Raw genomic sequence first — 26,701 nt, 5'->3', positions numbered from 1 at the left:
AAAGTCTAGGAGTGGCGGCATAAATTCAGAGCAGTGTTTATTGGCCCGCGTATAAAGATGGCATATGGATTTGGGCTCGGACGGCACCAGCACGTTCCAGCAACTGGTCTGTCCAGCGTTGATAGGTCTGTCTGGCAATCAGGTGCAAGGTGCTTAGATGCTGATCCAGGCCCGACAAGATATGCTCCGCATCCTGGGCCGCCGGACCGTATACCTGCTTCAGCTCTTGGTGGCCGTAGTCGCACCACTGTCGGATGCTATCGGCGGTTACTTCCAGATGGCCTTGAAAAGCCCAATGCGGGCCCAGGCAGAAACCTTTATTCAGGCAATGAGGGCCGTATAAAGTCCGGCTGGCCCCCGAGGGAATCTGAAAGGTGTCGTAATGCCAGTTGAACAGCACCGCCCGTCTAGGCAAGCCCATAACACGCTGGGCGTAAGGGCTGCTCCAGACCTGGCCCCAGCCTATATTCGGATAAGGGTTGCGCTGCACTTTCGCGCCCAGAGAACGGGCCAGAAGCTGCGCTCCGAAGCAATGGCCCAGCACGGGAATATAGCGCTGGACCGCATCCTGCAAAAGCGCATGTTCACGCGCTATCCAGGGCAGATCATCGTTAACACTGTGGTCGCTGCCCAGGACGATGATTCCGCTGTAATCTCGTGCCGAAGCAGGTGTCCAGCCCTCCAAGGGCGACATCAGAAGTCGATAAGGAAGGCCGTTGCTATCCAGATGATCCAGCAACACCCCCGGCCCTTGCGTGGCCTCGTGCTGCAAAACAAGAATGGGTTTCATGACATGAAAGCCTGACCGCGCAGGCCTGTTGTTCAGGAGAACCCACTGTAGAATCCGCCACCTCAAGACCAGGATCTGTTTCAGACCCGGCTCATATAAGTGGCATCAAATTCGCAAGAGCCATACAAAGCAACCACAAAAAAACACCCCCTTGCCTGCTTTAAGAGGCATGGGGGTGTTCCGGTCTGGCGCTGGGGATGTGCCTGCCTCCTGTCCGGAGACACGCCCATCACGGCACAAACATTACTTCTTGCTGTCTTTCAGCTGAGGCACAGCCGAACCAGCGGCAGGAGCCAGCAGGCCAGTCTGGGTGTATGTAAACAGCTTGTCGCGTGTGTCCACGATGTCCAGATTGCGCATGGTCAGCTGACCGATACGGTCGCGTGGCGAGAACATGCTGTCCACTTTTTCCATGCTCAGGCGCTCGGCCTTGTAGGTCAGGTTAGGCGAAACGGTATCCAGGATGGAGTAGTCGTTACCGCGACGCAGTTCCAGCGTCACTTCACCCGTTACAGCACGAGCCACCCAACGCTGGGCGGTTTCACGCAGCATGATGGCTTGTGGGTCGAACCAACGGCCTTGGTACAACAGACGTCCCAAACGCAGACCGTTAATACGGTACTGTTCGATGGTGTCTTCGTTGTGAATGCCGGTGACCAGACGCTCGTAAGCGATGTGCAGCAAGGCCATGCCGGGAGCTTCGTAAATGCCACGGCTCTTGGCTTCGATGATGCGGTTTTCGATCTGATCGCTCATGCCCAGACCGTGACGGCCACCGATGCGGTTGGCTTCCAGCATCAGTTCCACAGGGTCAGAGAATTCCACGCCGTTCAGGGCAACAGGCTGACCTTCGTCAAAGCGCACACGCACTTGTTCAGCGGCCACAGCTACATCATCACGCCAGAAGGCGACGCCCATGATGGGTTTGACGATATTGATACCGGCGTTCAGGTATTCCAGATCCTTGGCTTCGTGCGTGGCACCCAGCATGTTGGAGTCAGTCGAGTAGGCTTTTTCGGCCGACATCTTGTAGTCGAAACCGTTTTCCTGCATGTACTCGGACATCTCGGCACGGCCGCCCAGCTCGTCAATGAAAGTCTGGTCCAGCCAAGGCTTGTAGATCTTCAGTTCGGGGTTGGTCAACAAACCGTAGCGGTAGAAACGCTCGATGTCGTTGCCCTTGTAGGTGCTGCCGTCGCCCCAGATATGGACGTCGTCTTCTTTCATGGCAGCAACCAGCATGGTGCCGGTTACAGCGCGGCCAATAGGCGTGGTGTTGAAGTAGGTGACACCGCCGGTAGTGATGTGAAAGGCGTTGCACTGCAAAGCGGCAATCCCTTCAGCCACCAGTTGCTGACGGCAGTCCACCAGACGGGCCAGCGTGGCACCGTATTCCTTGGCCTTGCGGGGGATCGCATCGTAATCGGGTTCGTCAGGCTGACCCAGGTTCGCAGTGTATGCGTAAGGGATCGCGCCTTTGTTGCGCATCCACAAAAGTGCAGCGCTGGTGTCCAGGCCACCGGAAAAGGCAATGCCGACCTTCTGGCCGACTGGAAGAGATTCAAGGATGGTTGTCATTATCGCGTCAGTAGTGGTGTGCAAGTACAGTTCCGCCCGTAAGACTCTATAGCAGAGCCGTGCCCGCGGCAGGATCAATATGTCATTATATCGTCTTGACCGACCCTGGACACCTTTGCGTAGCTGGATTTAATTACCCGATGAACTAGAACATCCATTTTTACCTGGAGACAAGCCATGCCCGAGACACAAGCTCAACCCGCTATCAGCCGTTATCCCGTCCCTACCCTGGCCGAAATGCCCGAGGATATTCGCAGTCGTATTGAAGCCGTGCAGGAAAAATCCGGTTTTATTCCGAATGTGTTTCTGGCTCTGGCACACCGTCCTGACGAATTCCGCGCCTTTTTTGCCTATCACGACGCGCTGATGGAAAAACCCAGTGGTTTGAGCCATGCAGACCGGGAAATGATTGTGGTGGCCACCTCCGCCGCCAACCAATGTCATTACTGCGTGATCGCCCACGGTGCGATCTTGCGCATCCGCGCCAAGAATCCGCTGGTGGCGGACCAGGTGGCCGTGAACTGGCGCAAGGCCGATATTCCAGCGCGTCAAAAAGCCATGCTGACCTTTGCCATGAAAGTCTCGCAAAACGCCCAGGAAATTGAAGACGCGGACTTCCAGGCCCTGCACGAGCACGGCTTCAGCGACGAGGACGCCTGGGACATTGCCGGCATCAGCGCCTTTTTTGGTCTGAGCAACCGCATGGCCAACTTCATGTCCATGCGCTGCAATGACGAGTTCTACATGCTGGGACGCGTTCCCCGCTAAGCATGATGCGTTACGCCCTGTTGTTTGCCGGGTGGATTTGTGTGGCGCTGGCCATTGCCGGCGCCGTTTTGCCCTTGCTGCCCACCACACCTTTTGTGCTGCTGGCCGCGTGGTGTTTCTCCCGTAGCTCCCCCCGCTTTCATCAATGGCTGCTGGATCAGCGTCATCTGGGTCCGTACCTGCGTAACTGGGAGAACGGCCAGGGCTTGACCCGCCAGGCCAAACGCCGGGCGCTGATTATGTTGTGGTTGTCGCTGGCCGCCTCGGCCTGGCTGACCAGTCATTTGGGCTGGTATCGACTGGGGCTCTTGATTCCAGGCATTTTCGCCACCCGTTATTTGCTGCGCGCCAAAACCCTGGATGACACCCCTTCCGAGCCTGTGCAAAAATAGCCTGCTAGAACCGATCCTGGCTTGACCCCTTTTAGCTTGAAAAACCCATGTCCAATCCTGTCATCCTGCTGGCTGCCGCCTACATCACCAACTCTGAAGGCCAGATTCTCCTGGTCCGCAAACGTGGCAGCGCCTATTACATGCAAGCAGGTGGCAAGCTGGAGGCAGGCGAAACGCCGCTGCAAGCCCTGCAACGCGAGCTGGACGAAGAGCTGGGCCTGAAAGCGGAAGAAACGGCCCATGCGCACTACGAAGCGTATTTTGAAAGTCCGGCCGCCAATGAGCCTGGCCACATGGTTCATGCCCATGTGTTCACCTTGACGGTCGATCGCGACATTCAGGCCGCCGCCGAACTGGAAGAGGCACGCTGGGTCAGCCCACAGGAAATCCGCTCACTGACGCTGGCCCCCTTACTGGCCGATCACATTCTGCCGCGCCTGTGCGCCCAGGCCTCCGCCTGAGGTTCAGCCCGCACAAGACTTCCTTCAGTCTTATGCCGTCCAAACCACGAACCGCCTATTTTTTGGCATAATGTCGCCCTTGAGTCCCCTCTTGCGGGGACGCAGCTATTTGCCCGACTAGCCCGCGATGGCGGGCTTTCTTTATTGAGCGCTAATTTATGTCCTCTTTGCCCTGTCAAGGCGCAATCGTCACCTTTACCCTGCAGCAACTGCGTGCTGCCACGCAAGCCGGGGGGATTTTAGGTGTGTCCATAAAAGGACAAGGCAATCATTTTTTTGTACAAGTGGCCACGCGTGCTGGTCAGGCCGTGCTGGTTACCGCCCGCAGCAAGGATCCGCGCAGTTTCAAAAGCCCCTTGCAGGCTATGGTTCTGCTCAAGCAAGTTGGCATCGTCACGGGCCAGTTTGATCTGACCCAGTACTCGCCCGACCAGCAGGAAACAGCCCCGCGCAGCCGTCGTCGCCCGGCCAAACCCAGCAAACTGGGACTGCGCTGGAACCGGATTGCAGAAAGCATCTCCAGCCCCGCTCAACCTTCTTTGGATGATCCCAGCCTGGACATCAGTGAAGAACAGACGCGTCGCCTGATCGCCAGGCAGGAAAACCAGCAGTTAAGCCTGCTGGGCAACTAAGCGCAGCCCACTTGGATTTCTGGACGTGTTAAGCGCATAAGTCGCGTCCAAAGCCTGCGCCAGATCTTGTTGTAAATGCTGGGGCTCTTCCAGACCCACATGCAGACGCAACAACTGCCCTTCCCCGAACAAGGCTCGCCCATTGCGCTTGGGCATATCCATGGGCAAAGCCAGGCTCTCGAACCCACCCCAGGACAGACCGATACCAAACAGGCGCAAGCTTTTGAAAAAGCAGGATAACTGCGCTTCACTCAATGGTTCCAGCACCACGCCGAACAAGCCGGTAGAGCCGGTGAAATCCCGCTTCCAGATCGCGTGACCGGAATGCGACTCCAAGGCCGGATGCAACACCTGTTGCACCTGCGGGTGATTCTCCAGAAAACGGGCAATCTGCAAGGCACTGGCCTGGTGCTGACGCAAACGCACGCCTAAAGTACGCATACCTCGCAGCGCCAGAAAGGCATCATCAGGACCGGCTGTCTGACCAAAATCATGCGCAGCACGACGCAGCAAGGGCCAGGCACGTTCATTAGCCGTGGCAATCCCCAGCAAGGCATCGGAATGCCCCGTCAAATACTTGGTAGCGGCCTGAATGGATACGTCCACCCCATGCTCAAAGGGCTGGAAAAACAAGGGCGTAGCCCAGGTATTGTCCAGGAGCACATACGCCCCCACCGCATGCGCGCAACGGGCAATCGCAGGAATATCCTGAATCTCGAAAGTGGCCGAGCCGGGTGACTCTACATAGACCACCTTGGTATTGGGACGAATCAGGCTGGCTATGCCCTCACCCAAAGACGGCTCGTAAAACTGCACCTGAATACCCATGCGGCTGGCCAGCACCTGCTGGGCAAACGCCCGCACCGGCCCATAGACCGAATCCGGTATCAGCAAATGATCCCCAACCTCCAACATCCCCAACAAGACATGGGTACACGCTGCCAATCCGGACGGAAACAGGCTGGCCTGAAACCCGCCCTCCAGCTCGGCCACGGCTTGCGTCAAGGTTTGCAAGGTGGGGTTGGTGAAGCGGCCATACGAGGCATAGGGATTATCAGGCTCCTTGCGCTGCGCCCATTGTTCCAGATTGTCGGCCAGGATCGTGGAGCCGCGACAAACGGGCACATTCACAAAGCCGGCGGACACGCTGGTGTCCCGGCCCAAATGCGTCAAACGGGTATTTTGGTAATCGCAGTCCTGCATGCTGTTTTCCTGATCGTGATCGCTAGAGATGAATGGAAACAGTCTACGCAAGGGCCCAAGGGCAATTATTGCGTTTTCACGCTACAGCAGGCAGAATTCAGAGAATAAAAATCTACAATCACCAATATTATTGGGAAATTATTTTTATGCTGGATAAATTCGACAAGCACATTCTGGAGATCCTCCAAAACGATGCCACCTTGGCCATCCAGGAAATTGCCGATCGGGTGGGTTTGTCCAGCACGCCCTGCTGGCGACGCATACAGCGCCTGGAACAAGAAGGCTATATCGAAAAACGGGTGGCGTTGCTTAGTTCGGAAAAGCTCAATGTCGGTGTGACGGTGTTTGTAGCCATCAAGACCAATCAACACAACAAGCAGTGGTACAGCCAGTTTTCAGCCGTGGTAGAGGCGATTCCGCAAATTGTGGAGTTCTATCGCATGAGCGGCGATACCGACTACTTGCTGCGCGTGGTTGTGCCCGACATCAAAAGCTTTGACCGTGTCTACCAGCGCCTGATCTCGGAAATAGAGCTGACCGATGTCAGCTCCAGTTTCGCCATGGAGCAGATCAAGTTCACGACCCGTCTGCCCCTGGACTACGCCTGATTCAGCCTTGTTGAAGGCTTAAAAGCTGTATTCCACATCCAGCGTCTGGCCGATGCTCAGCATCTGGGGTTTGGACTCAACCAGCATGGCCTGCATGCCAAACAAGGTGCCTTGCGGGAACTGACGGCTTTGCGCCAGGGCCAGACCGGGCTGGGTGCCCACATCAGCCGTTAGCTGATTCACGTTAGGCATAGGGCAACGGGTACAGGGGCGGATGAAGGCAAAACTCAAGCCTTCACTGCTGACGCCCAGCACATAGTCCTCTTCATACGCGGGCAGACCTTCAAAAACCACATTGGCGCGGAAACGATCCATGGGTACAGCCTGCTCGCCCGACTGTTGCACCAGACGGTTCAGCTCTTCCAGGGACGCTTCATTGGTGAACAGAAAAGGCAGCGCATCCGCAAAACCAAAACCGTTGATCTGGTCGCCAATCTGACGCCAGCCCTGGGACTTTTCTTCCCAAGGGCGCACACGCTCGGTCAGCACATAACGCCTGGCGCGGCTATGGTTACGCAACACCCGGCAAGGGGTTTGCAAAAAGTCGCTAAACCACTGCGCGACCTGATCGCCTTCATCCCGCCCCAAGGTATCTGAACTCCAGATACGCACGGATACGGCGACGTTATCTCCTATCGGGGCATCCAGCGACCAGGACAAGGCATCCATGCCGGGCGCTTGCACGGTAATCTGCCCGTCCTGCACACATGGCTGAATAAGGGCCATGCGCGGCCAGCGACGCTGCGTCATGAACACGCCCTGCTGATCAACAACGACCCACTCCCGGTCAAAGGCCAGGCCCGCAACGCTGACCTCCACGCCCTGCGGATGAGCCTGGGCGGCACAGGATTTGATGGGATGGGTAAACAGGCCAGTGATGGTAATCATGAGTCGCAACAGCAAAAGGCAAGATAAGGGACTTATTCTAAAACAGCCTGACCGCCTGCCCGCCCCTGCTTTGGCGACTGATTGCAAAGAAGTGGATCAGAAACATCGACCCTGGAAAATTATTCCGCACAGATGCTTGACAAGCTCGCAAAGCTATGAGTTAATAGTTGATTGATTGCACCAACACATCCATTACATTAAGAAAGTGCGATCAACATTTTTTTGAATGTACCCACGTAAAAACAGGTCCCTTTGACCTTCTGGCATGTCCCCAAACATGCGGGTATTCATTCACCACGGCGACGACAGCCACATCCAGACTTATTTTTTGCATCGTAGCGGACTCGCTCCGTCCATTTGCTTGGCAAACGAATAAGGCGCTGTCCATGCTGCCACAGAGCACTTCTGCCTGACGTTTGTTCAGCCAGCGCGGCTCTACATTGAAATAGCAATGGCCTGGCCTCCGTGTGGAGTCCGGTCCATCATGGTGTCATCAAATCTCAATAAAAAAACGATGTAATGACGCCACACGATAAGGAAAAAAATTATGAAAAATATCTATCCAACCGGTTTGATCTCGCGCCCTGAGCATATTGCCTTGAACAAAACCGACATTCGCATTGGCGATACTGTTTACTTGCAACCCAAGAACGGCCCTCGCATGGCGGGTACCGTGATTTTCAGCTCGCCTGTACACGGCTGCACTACCTATACCGCAGACGCGCAGAACCAGGACGCCAACGTGCGTTTCCGTTTCCGCCTGCAGGACGTGCATCACGTGGCTCCACGCCACCCTTTGCCCGCCTTGAACTAAGGCTTTGCCAGCTAATTAATACGGGGCATCCAGGCCAATCCCCGTATTAATTTCATTCAAAAACACATAATTACAATTTGCAAGAAACATTCCTGCTTTCATCCTAAAATAGTGGCGGCTTGAAACTTATCCGACGCTGTAAAGCGTCCACGACGAGCGTGTGCTCCTATGGCAACGGATATGAAATCAAAGCAGGCTTCCTGCTTGCGCCCGCCGCGGCGCTATTCCTATCTCTCCCGTTTTTTCCTGTTCAGCCTGGTCTTGATTCTGACCCTGCTGGGTACCAAGCTGCGTCATTACGACGCCCTGACCATCTTCTGGCCTGCCGAGGCCGTGTTGCTGGGCCTGTTCATTCGACGCCCCGACTGGGCCAGCCAGTTCCTTAACTGGGTCATTGTTGTCCTGGCCTATCTGTGTGCCGAACTGATTGCTCGCAATCCCCTGCCGATTGCCCTCTTGCTAACTTTGGCCAATGTCAGTGGCGTCGGTCTGGCTTACTGGCTGATCACCCGCAATCCGCTGCTGGATCTGTCCTTGCGCCGCCCCCAGGCCATGCTGACCTTGGCCGCCTACTACGGACTGGCCTGTGTGCTGTCCGCCTTGCTGGGCGGTATTGCCCTGTCTCTGCATACCTCGCAGACCCTGTCGCTGGCAATCCTGTCCTGGATGCTGACCGGCATGATTTCCTATACCGCTATCCTGCCCGTCATCCTGACCGCCCCCGACCGTCCCATACGCCGCTTCATGGAGTACTGGAACGAGCCACATTTGATGAGTCTGGCCCAGCTGGCACCCGCCCTGTCCTTATTGCTGACCAGCTTGTTGAGCTTGCTGATTGACGGCCCCGGCTCCCTGGCCTTTCCCGTCCTGCCTTTGTTGTGGTGCGCCCTGAGCTACTCGCTCTTTTCCACCACCTTGTTGACCCTGTTCTATGTGCTGTGGACCTTGTTCGCCCTGAGCCAGCCGGTCTACTTCCTGCCCAGCCAGTTACATACCTCGCTGGATCTGCTGTCGCTGCGTATCGGCATTGCCTCCATTGCGCTGGCCTCTATTACCAGTGCCAGCCTGATGTCAGCCCGTAATCTGGCGGTTGAAAAGCTTCAGCGACTCGCCCACCACGACGCCCTGACAGGTTTGCTCAACAAGCAGGCGTTTTATCAGCAAAGCCAGGCCGTGCTGACCCAATGTCGCCTGAAACAAGTTCCTGTCAGTGTCATTGTTCTGGACATAGACCACTTCAAACCCATTAACGACACCCACGGCCACCATGTGGGCGACCTGGCCCTGAGCGCCATCACCCAGCGCATTTCCCTGGCGTTACGCGATACCGACTTGTGCGGTCGATTGGGTGGTGAAGAATTTGGCATCCTGCTACCGGATTGCAGCGCCACTCAAGCCCATGCCGTGGCCGAGCGTGTGCGCAAAAGCATTGCCCTACTGCCCTTCTCTCTGGATAACGAACAGCAACTGACCATGACGGCCAGCCTGGGTATCGCAACGCTGGAAGCCTCCACGCTGGATCTGCATGCCCTGCTTCGTCAGGCCGACACGGCTTTGTACGAGGCAAAACGCGCCGGTCGGGATCAGAGTTTTTCCTATCATTTCCCCGAGCCCAAGACGGGGACTTGACGCTATCCGTAAGCAAACCGATACTGATGTGTCAATACGAAACAAAACATCAGGGAGCGGTGATATGGCGTCAGTTTACGGCTCGCCCTTGTGCCAAGCGTGTTTAACCTTGCCACAGGGATTAAGTACTAGCCAAGCGCATGCCGATTTGCGTTTACTGGGACAACATCCCCCCTCTCCCGACGGATCCCACGAAACCCAGTACCGCTGCCTGAGCTGCCAGACTCACTGGCTGCTACGCACCAATCGCTGGGGCGTTCCCGAAGGCTTCCGCCTGAAACCTGTATAGGCAAAGCGGGGCACATGCACTACCATGACAGCTTTGTCTGTTAGCGATTCCCGTATGTCTGCCCTGCTGTTTGATACTGAAACCACCGGCACTGCCCAGCCTCAAGTCATCGAGGCAGCTTGGCTGCGTTTAAGCGACCCTGTCTTCTTGCTGGTCAATGAAGAGTTCGAGCAACGCTACCGGCCCGATGAAGCCAATACACTGGGCGCCCTGGCCACGCACCACATTTACGACGAAGAGCTGCAAGACTGCCCGTCGCATACCGAATTCAAGCTGCCTGCCGACACCCAATACATCATTGGCCACAATGTGGACTATGACTGGGGCGTGGCCGGTTCGCCCAATATCAAGCGTATCTGTACCCTGGCCTTGTCCCGTCACCTGATTCCAGGCCTGGACAGCTACAGCCAGTCCGCCCTGATCTATCACATTGATCGTGCCAATGCCCGCGAGCGCCTGCGCAATGCGCACAGTGCCCTGGCCGATGTACGCAATTGCCTGGCGCTCCTGCAGTACTTGCTGGGCCTGACGCAAAACATCAATACCTGGGAACAGTTGTGGCAGCTTTCCGAGCGTGCCCGGATTCCCACCATTTTGCATTTTGGCAAACACAAGGGCATGGCCATTGCCGATGTACCACAGGATTACAAGAACTGGCTGCTGCGTCAGCCGGACCTGGATCCCTATCTGGTCAAGGCTTTGAAGGTCTAAACCTCAAGGTTCGTAAAATCCCTAATGGCTGTCAGCCACCATATGCCCAATGATGAAGGTCCCAACAAGAACTTCATGAGGTGGCAAATGATCGAGGTTGCATACGTCACGAAAGATATGCGTCGGGACCCTTACGAACGAATTACCCATCTTGGAGGCACAGGCTGGCAGCGTTCCCAACCGGATGTTGTCCAGCAAATTGAGCAGGGCCAGGAGGACTACTACATTCTTCTGGATGGCATTCCCGCCAAACTGATCGTGGCGCTCAGCCGTTTTGGTGCCAAGTACCTGAAAACTGAGCTTGAAGTTGAAGAGCCTCACATTTTGCTCAGCCTTCCCAGCCAGGCCGGATAAGCTGCCCGGTCCTTCCTCCACTTCCCTCAGGGAAAACAGAAAACGCGGCTTTAAGCCGCGTTTTTTCATGCCTGCCCTAAAACCGGCTTAAGGCTTGAGCAAGTGCCATTGGCCGTTACGCACCGTAATCAGCTCGCGACCACGCTCGTCAAAGCCGCTATGGTCTTCGGGCGACATGGTGTACACACCTTGGGTCGCCACCAGATCACGGGTTTGCTCCAGAGCATCACGCAGAGCCGAACGGAACTCCGGCGTACCTGGCTTGGCCTTGGCAGCCGCTTCAGGAATTGCCTTTTCCAGCAAGAGGCCTGCGTCATACACGTTGGCGCCAAACGTAGCGGGAGCCTGACCATAACGCTCGGTATAGCGCTGGATGTAGTCCTGCGCGATCGGCTTGGACGGGTTGGTGTCGGCAATTTCAGGCAAGACCAGCATCAGGCTGGCTGCCAGAATGGTGCCTTCAACCTGCTCGCCCCCCAGGCTCAAGAAAGCAGGTAGCGCAGCACCGTGCGTTTGATAAATTTGCCCTTTGTAACCTTGCTTAACCAGTGTCACTTGCGGCAGCACCGCGGCAGCGCCAGTCCCGGCTACCAGAACCACATCCGGTTTGGCAGCGTAAATCTTCAAGGCCTGACCCGTTACCGAGGTATCCGAGCGCACATAACGTTCTGTGGCCACAATCTTGATATTATTCGCAGCAGCCAGTTCCTTGAACACGGTCAACCAGCTCTCGCCATAGGCATCGTTAAAGCCCAGGAAACCGGCTGTTTTCACGCCAGTATCGACCATATGCTTGACCAGGGCCTGAGCAATAATGTCGTCGTTCTGGGTTGTTTTAAAAACCCATTTCTTTTGCTCGGTCATGGGCAGCACCACAGACGCTGCGCCTACCGGAGCCAGTACGGGCGTACCCGAGTCCGCTGCAAACTGGATCAGACCCATGGCATTGGGCGAGCCGGTAGGCCCGATCAAGGCGTCGATCTTGTCCTCGGAAATCATTTTCTTGAACAGCGTCACCGTTTGGTTCGGGTCGCTGGCGTCATCCAGGGAGACGTACTCAACCGTCAGATCTCCAACCTTGGTAGGCAGCAGCGGCACGGTATTGCGCTGCGGCAAACCGACCACCGCAGTCGGTCCCGTGGCCGAGGCGATCACGCCAATCTTGACCTGTGATTGAGCCGGTGTGGCCAGAGCGGCCAGAACAACGGACAAAGCGAAAGCAGTTCGAGTCAATTTCATAATGTGCAGAGCCAGTTAAGCCCTTCCCCCCTTGATATCAGCGCACCCGCGCTTATATGGATTGATCTGGACATAAGATACCAAATTCCCCGTGCCGCACACGTCTTATTGGACGATTTTCTCCGGCAGGTCTGCTTACAATTGTACGCGGGCGCACCCAATAAAGTAGTTTATAACGAAGCTACCATTTACCTTTCATAGAGCGAATCCATGTCACTTCAGCAAATGCTGCAACAAATTCTGCAAAGCGGCCAAAGCGCACTAAAACAAGGTCAGGGTCAATTGAACTCCTCCGACCTGGGTAAAAAGATCAGTGAACAAGCCGGTGGTTTTGGTGGCGGCGCGCTTGTAGGCGGCGTTCTGGGCGTCCTGCTGGGCAACAAGAAATTCCGCAAAATGGGCGGCTCCATGGCCGCGTACGGCGGAGCCGCTGCTCTGGGCGCCCTGGCCGTCAAGGTCTACCAGAACTGGCAAGAACAAAACGCAGGCCAGCAAGCGGCCCCGTCCCCCGTGCAAGCGGTACCTGCCGCCCCGCTGCCGCTGGCCACTAACGGCCCGGCCGACACCCATGCCATGATCATCCTGGCTGCCCTGGTCTCCGCTGCCAAGGCAGACGGCCACATTGGCGACGCCGAGCGCGAACTGATCGACGCGGAAATCAGCAAGATGGCCGCCCCCGAACAAGCCCGACTCTGGTTGTCGCAAGAACTGCTCAAACCGATCGACCCGCAAGCGATTGCCCAATTGGCGCAAACGCCCGAGATGTCGGCCGAAATTTACCTGACCAGCGCCATCGTCATTGACGAGCAAAGCTATATGGAACGCGCCTATCTGGACGAGCTGGCCCGTTTACTATCCTTGCCAAACTCCTTGCGCGAAAGTCTGGATAATCAGGTACGAGCTTTACCCCAAGCTTGATCGGGAGCTGGGCCGTTCCAGCCGAACGCCCCCACTCCGACTGCTTTATTCTTCAACCCCGGGCTGACACCCCCATGCAGCCCACGACTCATCAAGGAAACCACCCATGAAAAACACCCTCAAGTTGACGATTGGTTCACTGGCCTTAATGGGTCTGGCCGCTTGCGCGGCTCCAAACAACAGCAACACCGCGACTTCCGAGCGCCAAATGGACAAAGAAACCTCTCTGCAGGCTTATCACTGGCGTCTGTTTGCCACGACTGGCAAAGACGGCCAGCCAGCCCCTGCCATTCCTGGCGCAGGCGGCGAGCAAGTCACCTTGAATTTCACCGACAAGATGATGTCGATCGACAATCTGTGTAATGTCCTGGGTAGCGGCTACACCATCAGCGGTTCCAAAATCACCTTCACCTCGCCGGTCAGCACCATGAAGATGTGCTCGGACCCCGAGCTGATGCGCAACGAGCAGGCCGTCGGCAAATTGTTGTCCACGGCAACCGACTGGAGCATGGCCAAGGCCGACTCCGCACCGGATAATCCCGCGCCTGTCCTGACCCTGGGCTTTAAAGACGGCACCAAATGGCGCCTGAAAGGTGAGCCTACTGCAACGACCCGTTACGGCAGCGAGCCGACCCGTGTTTTCCTGGAAGTGGGCCCACAACGCGAAGCATGTTCGCACCCCTTGATGCCGAATTACCAGTGTCTGAAAGTACGTGAAATCCAGTACAACGACTCCGGCATCAAAACCCACACTGGCGAGTGGATGTACTACTACGGCGATATCGAAGGCTACACCCACACTCCTGGCGTTCGTAACGTGCTACGTATCAACCGCTACGAGCTGAAGAACGTGCCCGCAGACGCATCGTCCAAGGCCGATGTTCTGGATATGGTCGTAGAGTCCGAGCAAGTCAGCAAGTAAGCCTGGAAGCAAGATCGTCTGAGCACGATCTACACTGACGGCTGATCAAATGCCCCAAGGCTGGAGTTCTTTCCGGCCTTGGGGCTTATTTATTTCAGGGGTATTTTTTATCCGATTCAGGTAGCAAGCCGCCCTGTTTCAGATAGGCAAAACCCCATAGGAAACAGCAGCTTCGGAGCCACAAATAGTTACTCACTGCTATGCTTTGAACCTAGTCAGCAGGCCTGCCCATCCGTAGTATGGAAATACCGGATAACATTTTTTCACCTCCCTATTTATCCGGCTTCAGGCCTTGCGACATGCGAGGCTTTTTTTTGTCCCTGCACATATACTCTCAGGACAAAAAAATAGCCCGGCGTATCGCATTATGCGCCACACCGAGCTCTGTTCTTCCTGCCGTAAACCACAAAGGCCGAGCCCAAAGGACCGTAATGAAATTTGCCCTTATTTCAACGGCCCATAAAAAATAAAAAATGCCCCGGCACCAATCAGCGTGAAGCCGACCAGGTGATTGAGCGTAAAGCTCTCTTTCAGATACAGCACCGAGAACACCACAAACACCAGCAAGGTAATCACTTCCTGCATGGTCTTTAGCTGAGCAGCACTGTAGACGGTATGCCCCAAACGATTGGCCGGCACCGCCAGGCAGTACTCCACCAAGGCAATACCCCAGCTGATCAGAACGACTTTCAGCAAAGGACTATTGGGATACTTCAGGTGCCCATACCAGGCAATGGTCATGAACACATTGGAGACGACCAACATCAAGATGGGAAGGATCTTAGCCATTCTGGACACAAGGATAAAAAGCGGCCTGCACCGCGACCCGGCCAGTGTAGCGTCACATTCAATCAGCGGATATGGGGATAATCAGGCGGCAGAAAGACGGAGTCCCAAGCAGAAAATCAGTCCACAACTTTCAAAAAACCCACCTCAATCTCGGGAGGCCGCTTGGAACTGGTATCAACCTCGCCAATCAGCTCCACCTTGGTTTTCTCATCCAAAGTCTGACCGGCGAAATGCTTGGCCTTGATCTCCGCCACGATCTCCCCGCTACCATCAGAAAACAGAAACTTGTCGTGGGCCGTTTGACGTAGCAGATGACCTTGTACCCGCACGTCCTGATCATCCACAGGATTTTTCAGGATCTCCGCAACCGTCGTCTGACCAATCTCCGATGGGCCCGTGTACTGCGCATGGGCAGGAAACGACAGTACCCCTGATAACAAAGCCAGCGCCACAGCCGAGCGCAATTTAACGTAAGTAGACATAATGACTCCTATTGTTTATGGCTTGAAACTTAACCATAACAGCAGATATCATCAGCGTCCTTATCAAAATGGCAGTGTTGGGCTTGCCTGCTTATCAAGCGCGACACGATAGGACTTGTGCTTTCACCACCCCTGCCGCTGCAGCGAACTAAGCCTTGCCCCCCAACTCCTACATCACCTGCCGTGTCAAACCTGCCAGAGTACGATACTTTCGGCGCACCCTGTTTGAGCGTGACCGTCGTGGTGCCCTGGAAGGCGGTAAAGACAGCGTGAAATGGCAAATGATCCGCCACATCACTGTCGTCACACCGCACAATCGCAAGAAATATTTGAAGGTTTTTGACGAGTGCACATTGCCTAAAATTAGGCTGCAGTCAGCACGAGAACTTTACCTTTTCTACAACCGTTAACAGTTGAAGGCATAAAGCCAAACGCAATCGAACACTCTTTGAGCCCCTTCCCACAAACGGCTGCACCTTTGATCAAAAAGAGCTATATTCATTTATTTTGACATAGGACAAAATATGATTTTTAGTTCTTGGGCGCTTATGCTAACTGTGGGTTTTTATGCCTTTCTCTGGCTATTCTTTACCACACTGATCGTCAGTGGATTGAAAGATATGCTCCTCTGGGACGGGCGCGTTTTGGGCGTCATTGCCGTCATTTTTCTGGCTGTATTGATTTATTACTGGTGGCCTTGGTTTAGATACGACCCTATGCAAAGAGTGCCCACACTCGACATGCTCAACGAAGATGCACTGCTAAGTCGCCTTAAGGCAGCTTTTATCGGGGCTCTGATCGGAATAGGTGCTGGAGCCATAACTTGGCAATACTTTCGCTCTAACCGATAACTACCAAATACAGCAGGGATTACCGCAGGTTAAATACATACCCCTGCAAACCACCTAAAGCGCTCCGGTATCCGTCAGCCGCTGCTGCCAACTCTGTATATCGTTCTGCGCACAGGCCGACCACGTTGCGCAGCTCGCTGGCAATTCGGGCGTTTGCATCCAGCGCATGTCCGGCTCGGGCAGCCTGAGCGACGACACGATCATTGGCGACGGCGAGCTTGCTGCGCAAGCCGTCAAGATCGGCGCGAGCAGCCACAGCAGCACGCAGGGCCGCATCCAGCTGCGCTTGATAAGTGACTCGAACATCCTCCACCTCCTTTTGTAATCGTTGCTCCATCAGGCGTGCACGGACCTCGGCCTGCAACTGCGCGGCCCTGGTCTCTGCCTGGGCCAGCTCATAGCCCTTGCGATACTGCTCCTGGCCATACAGCGCCCCCCATAAAAAAAAGGCTGCCAGAACAGCAGCCCCTGCTAATGCAGACTTGATAGACATAACAGCCTCTCGGCCTGACGCCGCCGCTCCAGCCCCCGCAGCTTGCGACCACCTGCATAGACCCAACGATCCAGCTCCCGGCATGCACCTGCTATATCCTGAGCCCGTAGCTTGCGCAGCAAAGTCGAATTGCCATAAGCCCCAGCCCCCACGTTGTAAACAAAGCTGCTCAAAGCGACCCGTACCTCATCCGGCAAGGGATAGCTCACAGAGCGATCCACCACAGCTAAAGCACGACGCACCTCCTGCTCCATCAAGGCGTCGCAACGCTCCGGACTTGCCACATCACCCAGCTTGACCCCCTGCGTGTAGCCATCGCAGATAGTCGGGATGCCCACGGGGTCCACATAGGCAATCAAAGAGCGACCTTCCCAGGCAGCAACCACAGCAATAGCCGCCGAGACCACCCCTGCGCCCAGCTTAGTCTTCAGATCCATGCTTCCACTCCTTGAGCTGGCGCCAGGCACGCTGCATCCCACCCACAATCCGCGCCGCCGCCCGAATGAACTCGGGCAACTTGGTCACAATCAAAATCACTACATAAGCCGCCCAGAGTGTCAGCACAAAATCCTGCATGGTCCAACCATAAATAAGCAGGGCCGAGCCAGTGCTTATGGGTAAATGAGCGGCGTCGTTATTCAGCACAGGCCCTTCTCCTTAATCAAATCTGCCCTGTCTGCTGCATCCCTTTCATGGATGCAGCAGACATAAAAAAACCCGCTCAAGCGGGCCGGGGCAACGACATTCAAGAAACTGCACATCAGGCAGCCTCACTACGATCAAATTACGATTTACTGTTGCTCTTCAGCGGTTTCTATCGGATCAGCACTGACCACTACTTCCCCACCAGAAAATGCCGGCTCATTTGCAATCAGCCAGGCAACCGCAGATAGCTGAGGTTGAGCACCCAGAGCGGTATCAAATGGCATCACGTAGTACGTCTGCCAAACCACTCCCGCCTGTCGCTCTGCCAGCTCTTGAGTCGCATGATGATCGACCTGCACAGTCCAACCCGCAGTGCCGCGTTCAGTAGAAATACGGCCAATAGAATGAGCTTTGGCAGGCCCGCCTTCCGTCATTATGTTTTTCGTAAAAATGGCCAATGACATATCAAACTCCATAAAAAAAGCCGCTTCTCAAGCGGCTGGATACTTTTCTTTAACGGCTCGGCACTGAGCCACCCACTGTTCGACATCCGGTGGCAGCTTCTGGCCTTGTTCCTGCATATGGCGAGCTAGCTTGTACACGGCATCAAGCTGATCCCCGATCACCGGATATTCCTGTCGTCGGCGTTCAGCGTGGTTATTTGGCTGGTGGTGGATTTTCAACGGTATAACTCCCATCTAAATACGGCCAACACGAGACCGTGACCTCATATGTACCAGGGAACTGAAAAGACAGATCGATATCCCCGCCCTCTGGACACTCATACTGCTCCCCCTCAATCATGACTACACTATTTGGACAGACTCCCTGCAACACCAACCCATCCAATAAAGCAGGGTACGGCTGCCGCTTACGAGGCACTCCTTCTTCTAATAACCAGGACTCATCAAAGATTCCTTCGACCCAATCGCAAGGCCATCTTCGCAAAGTAGGTCTCACTACAAACTCTGCTGAACCAGATACAACAGCATGTAAACGCCCATCTTGAAATAACGATACATTTCTCATTTAACTACCTCATGGCCATTAACATAATCATCGAAACCGCTGGAAACACGGACCCTAACGAACTGATCGAACTAAAACTAGGAGCCTGCCTAATCGTTATCGAATGATTACCTTCAGGCAGCCAGCCCTTAATGGTTGTAGAACCTCCCGTAGAGAGAACCCCCTGGATATCTCGAACGCAATAGACTGACCCAAGAACATAGCCGCCAGTGTCATACCAGATGTTGCTACGTGCATCTCTAGTACCCGATGTGCCAGACACCGTCCAAGGCTCTATATTTGCTATTAGTGTGAAATCAGAAGAATAAGGAAGATAGAACTGCAAGCTGACAGGACGTTCGATTGCAAGAGCCCCAGGCTGATAAAGGGGGGCAGAAACCGACGCATGTATAGTGACTGAATTCCCTGCAATCCTTAACGTATCAACTTCAGCATGACCAATTTTGGCTCGTGTAATAGCACTATCACGAATCTTGGCATTGACAATGACTGCATCCTCAATCTGAGCCTCCCCAATAGCCGCATTTTGTATCTTTGCCCGCGAGATTGCACCTTCAGCAATTTTGGCTGTTGTAACCACAGCAGTACCCAAATGGGCATTTGTAATGCCCCCATTGGCAATTACGCCCGACTCTGCAGTAATCGTCCCAGCCTGAATCTTGTCAGCAGTGACAGCGTTAGTCGCTATCTTTGCTGCTGTCACACTATTTACTGCCAACTTTTCAGTAGTGACTGAACTGGCTAAAAGTTTGCTGGCATCCACGCTACCTACTGCTATCTTCGCCGCCGTCACCGAATCTACAGCCAACTTATCTGCCGTAATCACACCTGCTGCAACATTGCTGGCAGCCACGCTATTAGCTGCCAACTTCCCAGCCACAACAGACCCGGCAGCCAATTTGTCAGCAGTAATGGCACCGTCAACAATCAGCTCAGCAGATGCTGCCCGCCGGACTGAAAAATCCCCAATGATAAAGCCGGAGGTACTGCTATCCGGATTCTGTTGATAATAAATCTGCATCGTCGCCGCTTTCGCCGGCGTAGTAACAGACAAGGTGACATCCTGTGGAGCTGAGGAGTTCGTCGTGTGATTAAGCGTTGCTGTTGAGCCCGTAATCTGCTCCCCCTTGGCGTCATAAAAATACACCACTGTTCTAAAAGCTGAAGTACCAGCATTAAAACGTCGATGCCGGAACGACAAAACATAGTCCTGCCCTCCCTGCAACTCAATATTCCCGACACGCAAATAGGGCCCATTCCAGACCGTGCCAGGATTTGCTGCGGTCGCTCGTAACACGCCTCCACTAAATCCCCATCCAACAGTGGAGGTTCCGGCAGGAATGGCAGCCACCCAAGAAGGAATGGACCAAAGTGCACTTTCGTCACCAAGCGAAACGGTAGGATCAGGATGCAGATTCGACCTGTCAGCCACGACCAGGTGTTTGGCCGTAATCACATTTGCCGCAACCTGCTCAGCGCCAACAGCTCCCGCCGAGATCTTTGCGGAAGTAATCGCGTTCGCTGCAATTTTGTCGGAAGTCACGGCATTCGTTGCCACCTTATCTGCCGTAATAGCTCCCGTAGCGATCTTGTCTCCCGTGATCGTCGTAGTGGCAAGCTTATCCCCCGTGACCGCACCATCCTGGATTTTTCCGACTGTAATTGCACCAGCCGCCAAATGCTCAGCCGCGATAGCTCCTGCCGCCACCTTGACTGCAGTCACGGAATTCGCCGCCAAGTGCTTAGCCGTAATCGCGTTGGCCGCCACTTTTTCAGCAGTGATCGCACCGTCTACGATCAACTCACCCTGAGCCATTGGTCGCAAGCTGGGGTTTTTCAGCCAAACATAGCCACCGGTCGATGCACTCTGGTTATCGTTGGCAAATACCTTGAGCCGCACCCGTTCTGAGCTTGAAAACTCGATGGAGTTTGAATAGGGCCGATACGCACCTGGGGAGGTCGTAAACGAGCCTAAAAAACGGCGCGGTGAGAAGGACTCTCCATCCTCCTGAACCAGCTCAAATACTTGCTTTGCCCCCTCCGTCTGGCAATCCATCTCCACATTGAACAGATACCGAGTGCCCGCTCGAATTTCAAACAAAGTATCGAGCGTTGCCCGTTTCTTGTGTTGTAACCAGACTGAGCCAGAGCTGTAATTAGATGAAAAACCTGCCCGCCGCCATGAGACTCCATTGGCTCGATCGGTCCACCCATACGTATCCGGCAACAGATTCGTCGGCGATGACACCACCAACTTTTCCGCCATAATCGTGTTGGCCGCGATCTGATCTGCAGTCACTGCAGATGCTGCAATCTTGGCCGTCGTTACAGCATTAGCAGCGATTTTCTCTGAAGAAATGGCATTTGCAGCCACTTTATCCGCCGTGACAACGCCGTCAACGATCAACTCACCCGTTGCCCGTTTAGTCATCGTCAGCCCGGCAAATAACTGCGCCGCCCCTCTCTCTGTCCCGTTCGCGTGGTTAATGTAGTAGCGAAAGCGATGCAAATGTGTAGTGCCATCGCTAATAGTTACAGTCGTCGAAAACCGCGTCCAGCTTGTAGGCAGTATTTGATTTGAAAGAACATATACGCCTGTTACCCCTGCGCCATCCCCCTTGGACCTCGTAAACGCGTGCTCGCCCGCCTGATTTCTCCCCTCTATATAGACACGACTGTTCTCGCGATCAGCCATTGCCCAGAGGGTAATCTGATACTCGGCACCAGGCTCTACAGGGATAGAACCAAACGTGGAGTCCCGTGTGCCGGTTTCTCCTGCAGGAGAACGATAGGACCAGGGGAAGCCAACAGGAGCATTGTCTTCATCCACCACAAATCGGGCCGGCCAGCCAAGCTTGGCTTGCTCAAGACCCATTTCCCCCGCCCCATTGGGAATCAGATTGCCATTTGCCCCTACAAATAGCTTAGAAGCGACCACGGCACCGGCCGCAATTTTCTCTGCAACAACCGATCCAGCAGCCAGGTGTGGCGTCTTGATCTCGTTATTTGCAACCTGCGTGCCTGTAATCTTCCCGGTCAGTTTGGCCGCACTGATATCATCAATCTGCTGATCTGTGATCTTGCCGACAAGGTCTCCGGTATCAACACTCGATACGTACTTGGTCCCGTCCCAGCGATACAGCTTTCCTTTCCAGGAGATATTGGAAGTCGACTGAAGGGTCGGTAATGGCTTGTTGTCAGGGACAACCGTTACCGGTTCAGTACCAGGCAAAAACTTGTCCGGCCCAATCGACTGCGACGCAACATCAGCCACGGCCTTTTCATACTTCTTGGCCGCCGTATTCCACGTATAAAGAGCACCCTTCCAAGAAACGGTCGTCGTGACTTTAACGACGGGCAGTTGGCCCGCATCAGGGACCGTCGTTACTGGCTCCGTTCCTGGTTGAAACTTGTCCGGCCCCAGGGACTCTGGTGCAACCTCGGCCACGGCCTTTTCATATTTCTTGGACGTAGTGCTCCATACATACAGAGAACCTTTCCAAAGCACACTGGACGTCGACTTGACCGTGGGTAAGACGCCTATGTCAGGAATAATTTTTACCGGCTCTACACCTTGCGCAAATTTGGACTCCGTCAAGGCACCGTCCGCCAGTTTTTCTGCCGTAACTGAACCATCAGCCAGGCGTTTGGCCAGATCCAGATCTTCAGCCAGATCCACATCGCCGATCTTGCCCAGCGTGACATTGACAGGCCCGGCAAACTTGCTTGAGAGCACTCCATCCACACTCTCATGCTTGGCCCATACCCGCCAGGTCTCGCCTAGCCCTGCCGTGAACGAAACGGGACCATGGTGAGACTCGGCAACCAACTTTGCTGTCGATACGGCAGCAGCAGCACCTTTTGCGGCATAAATCAGGGTGCGCGCATGGCCATGCCCGGTTTCATAAGCCGCTGGATTCCAGCTGGCAATCACCGTCCCCAAACCTGCAGCCGCGGACAAACCCGTCACTGCAGGCGGAGGCGTTTTATCTTTGGTCTGCACCTGATCGAAGTTCTTGCCCAAACTCAGACTACGCACCAAGGCCGTCGTAGACAACTGGCCAGAGGTGTTACGCGCACGTAGAGCAAAAGTCCACACTCCCTCCTGCGGCAACACACTTTCAAAAGTTGCGGTATGAAAGCCACTGCCCAATGGCGTCATTGCATCCCAATTGGGCGCAGCATGTTTTCCAGCCAAGTAACGAAGCTCGGCACCGGCCAAATCAAATGGCGGATCATTCTCCAAATAGTCAAATACATACCGGCGCAGACCACCGGAGATTTCAGTGATTAGCAGCGAGTCATAATTCCAGGGAGGTAGATCTGTATGTTGCGTTAAATAAAAAATGCTCGCGGCGGGACCGGCACGAGTATGGCCCATAGGACGCACCTGCACCATCCAATTGCCAGCCATATCAATACGAAACGTAGCTTGACGCGTAGAGGTATCAGCGACATGAACCAACTCATGCCCCTCTGGTCCAGCCCATACCTCTGCTGATGCCAGCTCACCACTCACATCAAAGGTAATCGTTAACTCTGTGAAGTGCGTATTTCCCTGCACCATCTGCTGCTCAGTAATACGAAGATTTCGCACTACTGGAGTTTCATCACGAGAGAGCTCGCTATCACTGCCTGCGGGCTCATACGTCCCATTAAGAACATAGTCCCAAAACTCGTCAGACTCTGGCACGACTGCAACTTGTGCACCACCCAACCCTGCTTGCATTTGCATGCCGGCCACACGTACACGCGCCCCCGGCGTAGGCTTGAAGTCGTAGAACCACAGCGTGTCATGCGCCGGATTATCGACATCATCTCCAGGAAACAGTGCGTCCGCAGGCCATGCATCTTGAAGTTGCAGCGTCAAGGAGCCAGCACTTGGGCGTACAGCCCGAAAAACACGATAAATAGACTCGCCAGGTATACGCAGACCAATAAAGGGCTCGGCAGTACCCACTCCATGGACCGACTCATCCGGCACAGGAGAATCCAGCTGCAGCACGACAACACCTTGTTCATCCTTGGTTGCTCCAACCAGTCGCCCCCCAAACCCCCACTGAGTCATATCATGGCTCAGCGCCAGAACAGACATCCGCTGGTAGTCAAGATGCTCCAGGTCAGTTTCGTACTGAATATCCTTGAACTGATACAGCGACTGCCCCAAGTGATAACGCGCCATAACAGCTGCATGCTCAGCGGTAGTAATACCCTCACCAGTCAACCTGGCCGGATTTAACATCGTCGTTTTACCAGGGGCATAGACATAGATCGAGTCTTGCTGCCATGTATCCCGATTCAAGTACGTATAAATAATGCCGTCAGCAGCACTGGCCAACTCATAATTGACTTGGAAAGTAGACTTTTTGATGGTGGCCATATTGACCACACCATCCAGCGGCTGCTTATCCCAAGCCCACACCACCCCCCACTTGCCATTAAAAAACCCAAAGGTGCCCAAACCGCAACGCGCAATCTGGTTGAGCAGATCCAAATTGCTACGATCATCGTTAATCACCGCATCATGACGCAGATTATTACTCGCACAATGCAACATGAATGCTTTCAGGCCCTCAAGATCAATCTGGTCATCAGGCAGTCCCAGACCCGCTATCAACTTGCGCCCATAAAACGGATCATCAACGTAGATACCCCGCGCCAGCAACAAAATCTGGGCTCCCGGATTGGACAATCCATTTTCAGGTGTCGTTGCTTGTGCCCAGGCATTCCCATCCCAGACCGGCATAGCACGGGCAACAAAACGACCTTTGATCTCTTTCAAACTGCCATTTAACTGGCCAGTGGCTTTAATCTGTATGCCAATACGAGACTGCCCCAAGTAATCACCGTTATCAGGCCGAATACTTTTCAGCTGTGTCCAAACTACATTGCGTGTAGTTTCTCCACCATCGCTACTGCCACCAGACGCATTTCGCCATGCCACTTCATACTGCCCGGCCTCAACCGTAATCGTCTCTGTGCGACGCAGAGGCTTTATGGTCCGGTTATGTAGATGGACCGACGAAATACGCCTCCACTCACTGTCCCCAACGGGACGATAGCGTCCCTCCAGAAGCAGATCGCGCCCCTCTACACCATCCTCTCCTTGACCAAACAATTGGATATCAAAATCACATTGAATCAACACAGTGTCTGTAGAGGTTGTACGCGTTACCCACTCTCCCGCCCCTTCAAGCTCCCCTCCATCACTGACGTCCGGATTGGAAAATAAAGGAATGTGCTGCTCAGGCATACCCTCAAAACCACGTGTCCAGACATTGACATTTTGATAGGCGCTTAACTCTGTATCGCCATTGAGCAAACCACTTTCAAAGCGATCTATATTCAAACCTGCATTAAAAATCGCGCCAAGCATTTGTTCATTCCCCTCATACCAGGTGTAGGGGAGACTTGCGTAATCAGGAGCGTACTGCATTGCGCCAAGCAATATCGGCAAAGCCTCATACTGACGTGCCGAGTTGTTGCCGGGTGCAATATTAAATACCGGCTCACGACCAAAATCCGTATTGCCAATTTTGGGTATAGGGGGCGCTAGCACCTTATTGATCAGCATGGAGCCACCCAGGAACATGGCTCCGCCAATTACAGATGCAACTGTGCTACCAACACTAAATGTCGTACCAATCCAAGCCGCCCCGGCCCCCATCGTGAAATAGGCTAAAGCAGCGATCGCCACCAGTTGCAAGGCCTGCTTTTCCACAACGGAACGCACCGAAATGACTGCGCCATGCGTGGGCTTTTCCTGTGCCCATAACTCGGGCGCAATGGGGCACCCATTGATGGACACAGCATATTTGCAGGCATGCAGATTCGGAACATGGCGCTCCAAAAAAGAAAGCAGGCTTTCGCCTGCCTTCAGATCTGCCGGAGTATTTGTCTGCCCCTCCAGGGTCAGTGGGTGCGGCGTAACGACTAACCGCCCTGCATCAATTTTGCTCATCCTGATCCTTCCATCTATAAAATCCGACCACCCGCAAATTGAATGCCGGCAAGGCTCTCAATTTATGCAAGCTCGCATACCCCAAGGCCACTGATGTATGCAGTACATGCGCTTGGTGATTCACAAAAAAGTAAGTCCCAATATGTCCAGGCAGCTCTTGCCCTGCACTTTGCATCAGCACCAAATCACCATCGACCGGTTCGACAACCTCAAAGGCCAATTCATCAGCCATGGCCCGGATCGCCACAGCCTGACCACGCTGCCCTTGCGGACGAGGCCTGGCAGTAGGCAATGCAAGCTGGCGGGCAAATATTTCCCGCGCCACCTCCACCGCCAAATCAGCACAATCGTAGTGATCGGCACAATGTGGCCGCCCGACAAACCTATCAAGCGCTTTAATCATTGGAAAATTCCGGGCGCTGTACGCTTGTCATAACGCAGCGTGACTGCAGAGCGATTCAGAATTGAATCCATCGAAGGCTTTGCCATGATGCTGGAGCTATCAACCGCCACGACAGAGATAGGCAAACTCAGTTTCATGGTGTGAATATCCGGCATAGAGCGGTCAATCATGATGATGCTGCACCACACCTCTTCACCAGGCTCTCTAATGGATTCCAACTCGCGCAAGATATCACCGCCCGTGTTATCCATCTCCAGCACCATCTTCGGACTTTCCCCCTCGCCCGAATCAGGCAGGGTAAAGCGAAACGGATAACCCACGTATGTCACACCACGACTGATCCAAGCCTTGGTATCGTTGGCCAGCCGGAACGGTGCAGAAAAAGACGAATGCGTAATCTCTACCAGCAATACCACCCCATCCGGGTCGGTAATCCTTTGTCGATTACGACGAAACTCCTTGTTGATACTCATCGCATGTACTCCAACGTCACCTGGCGCTGGGCATACTGAAACCCGCCCGCCAACGGCGTCAAGGTGCCAATATCCCCACCTTTGAACCTCATCGAACGCGTCATGCGATATCGGTGGTCATACATATCAAACCAGCCAATCCGGCGGATAGTGTCGAAATACCAACTATCAAATTTGACGGTATCCTCTCGGCTACGAAAAAAAAGAGTGGCTTCTACTTCCACTAACACCTGCGAATTCAATATTTCTTGTTTCACAGGACCACGATCCATTTCGGTTCGCTTGACGGCAGGGTCAAAACGCTCACCAAAACCATCGATCAGGATCGAGACGTAATCAGGTAATTTGTTCATAGACTGAAATAAAAAAAGCCCGTTGG

28 protein-coding genes are annotated in these 26,701 nt (G+C 54.3%); 12 read left to right on the top strand and 16 right to left on the bottom strand.

The window, feature by feature from the left end; genetic code table 11:
- Window positions 1-37 precede the first annotated feature (37 nt).
- Window positions 38-790 carry a type 1 glutamine amidotransferase gene (locus DUD43_RS07585; protein ID WP_153229803.1) on the bottom strand — a complete coding sequence of 251 codons (753 nt, stop codon included), beginning with the start codon at window positions 788-790 and terminating at the stop codon, window positions 38-40.
- A gap of 243 nt (window positions 791-1,033) precedes the next feature.
- On the bottom strand, window positions 1,034-2,368 hold the full coding sequence (argG, locus tag DUD43_RS07580; RefSeq protein WP_153229802.1) for an argininosuccinate synthase: 1,335 nt from the start codon (window positions 2,366-2,368) through the stop codon (window positions 1,034-1,036).
- 177 nt (window positions 2,369-2,545) lie between these two features.
- On the opposite strand from argG, the gene DUD43_RS07575 reads away from it, so the two are divergent.
- The 4 genes from DUD43_RS07575 (at window position 2,546) to DUD43_RS07560 (ending at window position 4,621) form a co-directional block, all read left to right on the top strand.
- Entirely contained in the window at window positions 2,546-3,136 is a 591-nt protein-coding gene (locus DUD43_RS07575) for a peroxidase-related enzyme (protein WP_086061050.1), read from the top strand.
- 2 nt (window positions 3,137-3,138) lie between these two features.
- On the top strand, window positions 3,139-3,528 hold the full coding sequence (locus tag DUD43_RS07570) for a YbaN family protein (protein WP_153229801.1): 390 nt from the start codon (window positions 3,139-3,141) through the stop codon (window positions 3,526-3,528).
- A gap of 47 nt (window positions 3,529-3,575) precedes the next feature.
- On the top strand, window positions 3,576-3,989 hold the full coding sequence (locus tag DUD43_RS07565) for an NUDIX hydrolase (RefSeq protein ID WP_153229800.1): 414 nt from the start codon (window positions 3,576-3,578) through the stop codon (window positions 3,987-3,989).
- Between the two features lie 158 nt (window positions 3,990-4,147).
- A complete protein-coding gene (locus DUD43_RS07560) occupies window positions 4,148-4,621 on the top strand; it encodes a hypothetical protein (protein ID WP_153229799.1) in 474 nt (157 codons plus the stop codon).
- Here DUD43_RS07560 and metC read toward each other — a convergent pair.
- Window positions 4,601-5,824: a cystathionine beta-lyase gene (metC, locus tag DUD43_RS07555; protein ID WP_153229798.1), complete on the bottom strand. Its 1,224-nt coding sequence runs from the start codon at window positions 5,822-5,824 to the stop codon at window positions 4,601-4,603. The genes DUD43_RS07560 and metC overlap by 21 nt on opposite strands.
- Before the next feature lie 146 nt (window positions 5,825-5,970).
- Between metC and DUD43_RS07550 the strand changes: the two genes are divergently transcribed.
- Window positions 5,971-6,432, top strand: coding sequence for an Lrp/AsnC family transcriptional regulator (locus DUD43_RS07550; protein WP_009455584.1), 462 nt, complete (start codon window positions 5,971-5,973; stop codon window positions 6,430-6,432).
- Window positions 6,433-6,450: 18 nt separating this feature from the next.
- Here the strand turns inward: DUD43_RS07550 and DUD43_RS07545 are convergent, their stop codons facing one another.
- Window positions 6,451-7,320 carry an MOSC domain-containing protein gene (locus DUD43_RS07545; protein ID WP_153229797.1) on the bottom strand — a complete coding sequence of 290 codons (870 nt, stop codon included), beginning with the start codon at window positions 7,318-7,320 and terminating at the stop codon, window positions 6,451-6,453.
- Window positions 7,321-7,867: 547 nt separating this feature from the next.
- On the opposite strand from DUD43_RS07545, the gene DUD43_RS07540 reads away from it, so the two are divergent.
- The 4 genes from DUD43_RS07540 (at window position 7,868) to DUD43_RS07525 (ending at window position 11,117) form a co-directional block, all read left to right on the top strand.
- Window positions 7,868-8,134: a hypothetical protein gene (locus tag DUD43_RS07540; protein WP_153229795.1), complete on the top strand. Its 267-nt coding sequence runs from the start codon at window positions 7,868-7,870 to the stop codon at window positions 8,132-8,134.
- A 180-nt stretch (window positions 8,135-8,314) separates the two neighbouring features.
- Window positions 8,315-9,763: a GGDEF domain-containing protein gene (locus DUD43_RS07535; RefSeq protein WP_153229793.1), complete on the top strand. Its 1,449-nt coding sequence runs from the start codon at window positions 8,315-8,317 to the stop codon at window positions 9,761-9,763.
- 313 nt (window positions 9,764-10,076) lie between these two features.
- Window positions 10,077-10,763: a 3'-5' exonuclease gene (locus tag DUD43_RS07530; protein WP_228125933.1), complete on the top strand. Its 687-nt coding sequence runs from the start codon at window positions 10,077-10,079 to the stop codon at window positions 10,761-10,763.
- Window positions 10,764-10,850: 87 nt separating this feature from the next.
- Complete coding sequence (locus DUD43_RS07525) at window positions 10,851-11,117, top strand: DUF3892 domain-containing protein (protein WP_228125932.1); 267 nt, start codon at window positions 10,851-10,853, stop codon at window positions 11,115-11,117.
- An 87-nt stretch (window positions 11,118-11,204) separates the two neighbouring features.
- Here DUD43_RS07525 and DUD43_RS07520 read toward each other — a convergent pair whose 3' ends face one another.
- Entirely contained in the window at window positions 11,205-12,356 is a 1,152-nt protein-coding gene (locus tag DUD43_RS07520) for an ABC transporter substrate-binding protein (RefSeq protein WP_153229791.1), read from the bottom strand.
- A 210-nt stretch (window positions 12,357-12,566) separates the two neighbouring features.
- Here DUD43_RS07520 and DUD43_RS07515 point away from each other — a divergent pair, with 210 nt between their 5' ends.
- A complete protein-coding gene (locus DUD43_RS07515; protein ID WP_153229790.1) occupies window positions 12,567-13,274 on the top strand; it encodes a tellurite resistance TerB family protein in 708 nt (235 codons plus the stop codon).
- 106 nt (window positions 13,275-13,380) lie between these two features.
- Complete coding sequence (locus tag DUD43_RS07510) at window positions 13,381-14,196, top strand: META and DUF4377 domain-containing protein (RefSeq protein ID WP_153229789.1); 816 nt, start codon at window positions 13,381-13,383, stop codon at window positions 14,194-14,196.
- A gap of 444 nt (window positions 14,197-14,640) precedes the next feature.
- Here DUD43_RS07510 and DUD43_RS07505 read toward each other — a convergent pair whose 3' ends face one another.
- The gene (locus tag DUD43_RS07505; RefSeq protein ID WP_094196341.1) at window positions 14,641-14,985 is read right to left on the bottom strand and encodes a DMT family protein; all 345 of its coding nucleotides are present in this window, start codon (window positions 14,983-14,985) and stop codon (window positions 14,641-14,643) included.
- Window positions 14,986-15,101: 116 nt separating this feature from the next.
- A complete protein-coding gene (locus tag DUD43_RS07500) occupies window positions 15,102-15,467 on the bottom strand; it encodes a YgiW/YdeI family stress tolerance OB fold protein (protein ID WP_153229788.1) in 366 nt (121 codons plus the stop codon).
- A 524-nt stretch (window positions 15,468-15,991) separates the two neighbouring features.
- On the opposite strand from DUD43_RS07500, the gene DUD43_RS07495 reads away from it, so the two are divergent.
- Window positions 15,992-16,318, top strand: coding sequence for a hypothetical protein (locus DUD43_RS07495; RefSeq protein WP_153229787.1), 327 nt, complete (start codon window positions 15,992-15,994; stop codon window positions 16,316-16,318).
- A 19-nt stretch (window positions 16,319-16,337) separates the two neighbouring features.
- Here DUD43_RS07495 and DUD43_RS07490 read toward each other — a convergent pair whose 3' ends face one another.
- From DUD43_RS07490 to DUD43_RS07450, 9 genes are all read right to left on the bottom strand, one after another.
- Complete coding sequence (locus DUD43_RS07490; protein WP_194273458.1) at window positions 16,338-16,811, bottom strand: DUF2514 family protein; 474 nt, start codon at window positions 16,809-16,811, stop codon at window positions 16,338-16,340.
- Window positions 16,790-17,248 (bottom strand): lysozyme, encoded by a 459-nt coding sequence (locus DUD43_RS07485; RefSeq protein ID WP_153229785.1) that lies wholly within the window; start codon window positions 17,246-17,248, stop codon window positions 16,790-16,792. The genes DUD43_RS07490 and DUD43_RS07485 overlap by 22 nt, the downstream gene beginning before the upstream one ends.
- Window positions 17,232-17,456 (bottom strand): twin-arginine translocase TatA/TatE family subunit, encoded by a 225-nt coding sequence (locus DUD43_RS07480; RefSeq protein ID WP_153229784.1) that lies wholly within the window; start codon window positions 17,454-17,456, stop codon window positions 17,232-17,234. Before DUD43_RS07480 ends, DUD43_RS07485 begins: the two co-directional genes overlap by 17 nt.
- Window positions 17,457-17,602: 146 nt before the next feature.
- Window positions 17,603-17,920, bottom strand: coding sequence for a hypothetical protein (locus tag DUD43_RS07475; RefSeq protein ID WP_153229783.1), 318 nt, complete (start codon window positions 17,918-17,920; stop codon window positions 17,603-17,605).
- Between the two features lie 27 nt (window positions 17,921-17,947).
- Window positions 17,948-18,139 carry a hypothetical protein gene (locus DUD43_RS07470; RefSeq protein WP_153229782.1) on the bottom strand — a complete coding sequence of 64 codons (192 nt, stop codon included), beginning with the start codon at window positions 18,137-18,139 and terminating at the stop codon, window positions 17,948-17,950.
- Window positions 18,140-18,489: 350 nt separating this feature from the next.
- Window positions 18,490-25,446: a hypothetical protein gene (locus DUD43_RS07465; protein WP_153229781.1), complete on the bottom strand. Its 6,957-nt coding sequence runs from the start codon at window positions 25,444-25,446 to the stop codon at window positions 18,490-18,492.
- The gene (locus DUD43_RS07460; RefSeq protein ID WP_153229780.1) at window positions 25,433-25,849 is read right to left on the bottom strand and encodes a hypothetical protein; all 417 of its coding nucleotides are present in this window, start codon (window positions 25,847-25,849) and stop codon (window positions 25,433-25,435) included. The genes DUD43_RS07465 and DUD43_RS07460 overlap by 14 nt, the downstream gene beginning before the upstream one ends.
- Window positions 25,846-26,322, bottom strand: coding sequence for a DUF1833 family protein (locus DUD43_RS07455; RefSeq protein WP_153229779.1), 477 nt, complete (start codon window positions 26,320-26,322; stop codon window positions 25,846-25,848). The genes DUD43_RS07460 and DUD43_RS07455 overlap by 4 nt, the downstream gene beginning before the upstream one ends.
- Window positions 26,319-26,675: a hypothetical protein gene (locus DUD43_RS07450; RefSeq protein ID WP_228125931.1), complete on the bottom strand. Its 357-nt coding sequence runs from the start codon at window positions 26,673-26,675 to the stop codon at window positions 26,319-26,321. Before DUD43_RS07450 ends, DUD43_RS07455 begins: the two co-directional genes overlap by 4 nt.
- Window positions 26,676-26,701 lie beyond the last annotated feature (26 nt).

The organism is Alcaligenes faecalis (genome assembly GCF_009497775.1).
In the GTDB taxonomy this organism is placed as follows: Bacteria; Pseudomonadota; Gammaproteobacteria; order Burkholderiales; family Burkholderiaceae_B; genus Alcaligenes; species Alcaligenes faecalis_D.
The sequence above is the reverse complement of the archived record's forward strand: the minus strand, read 5'-3'. Positions and strand labels throughout refer to the sequence as shown.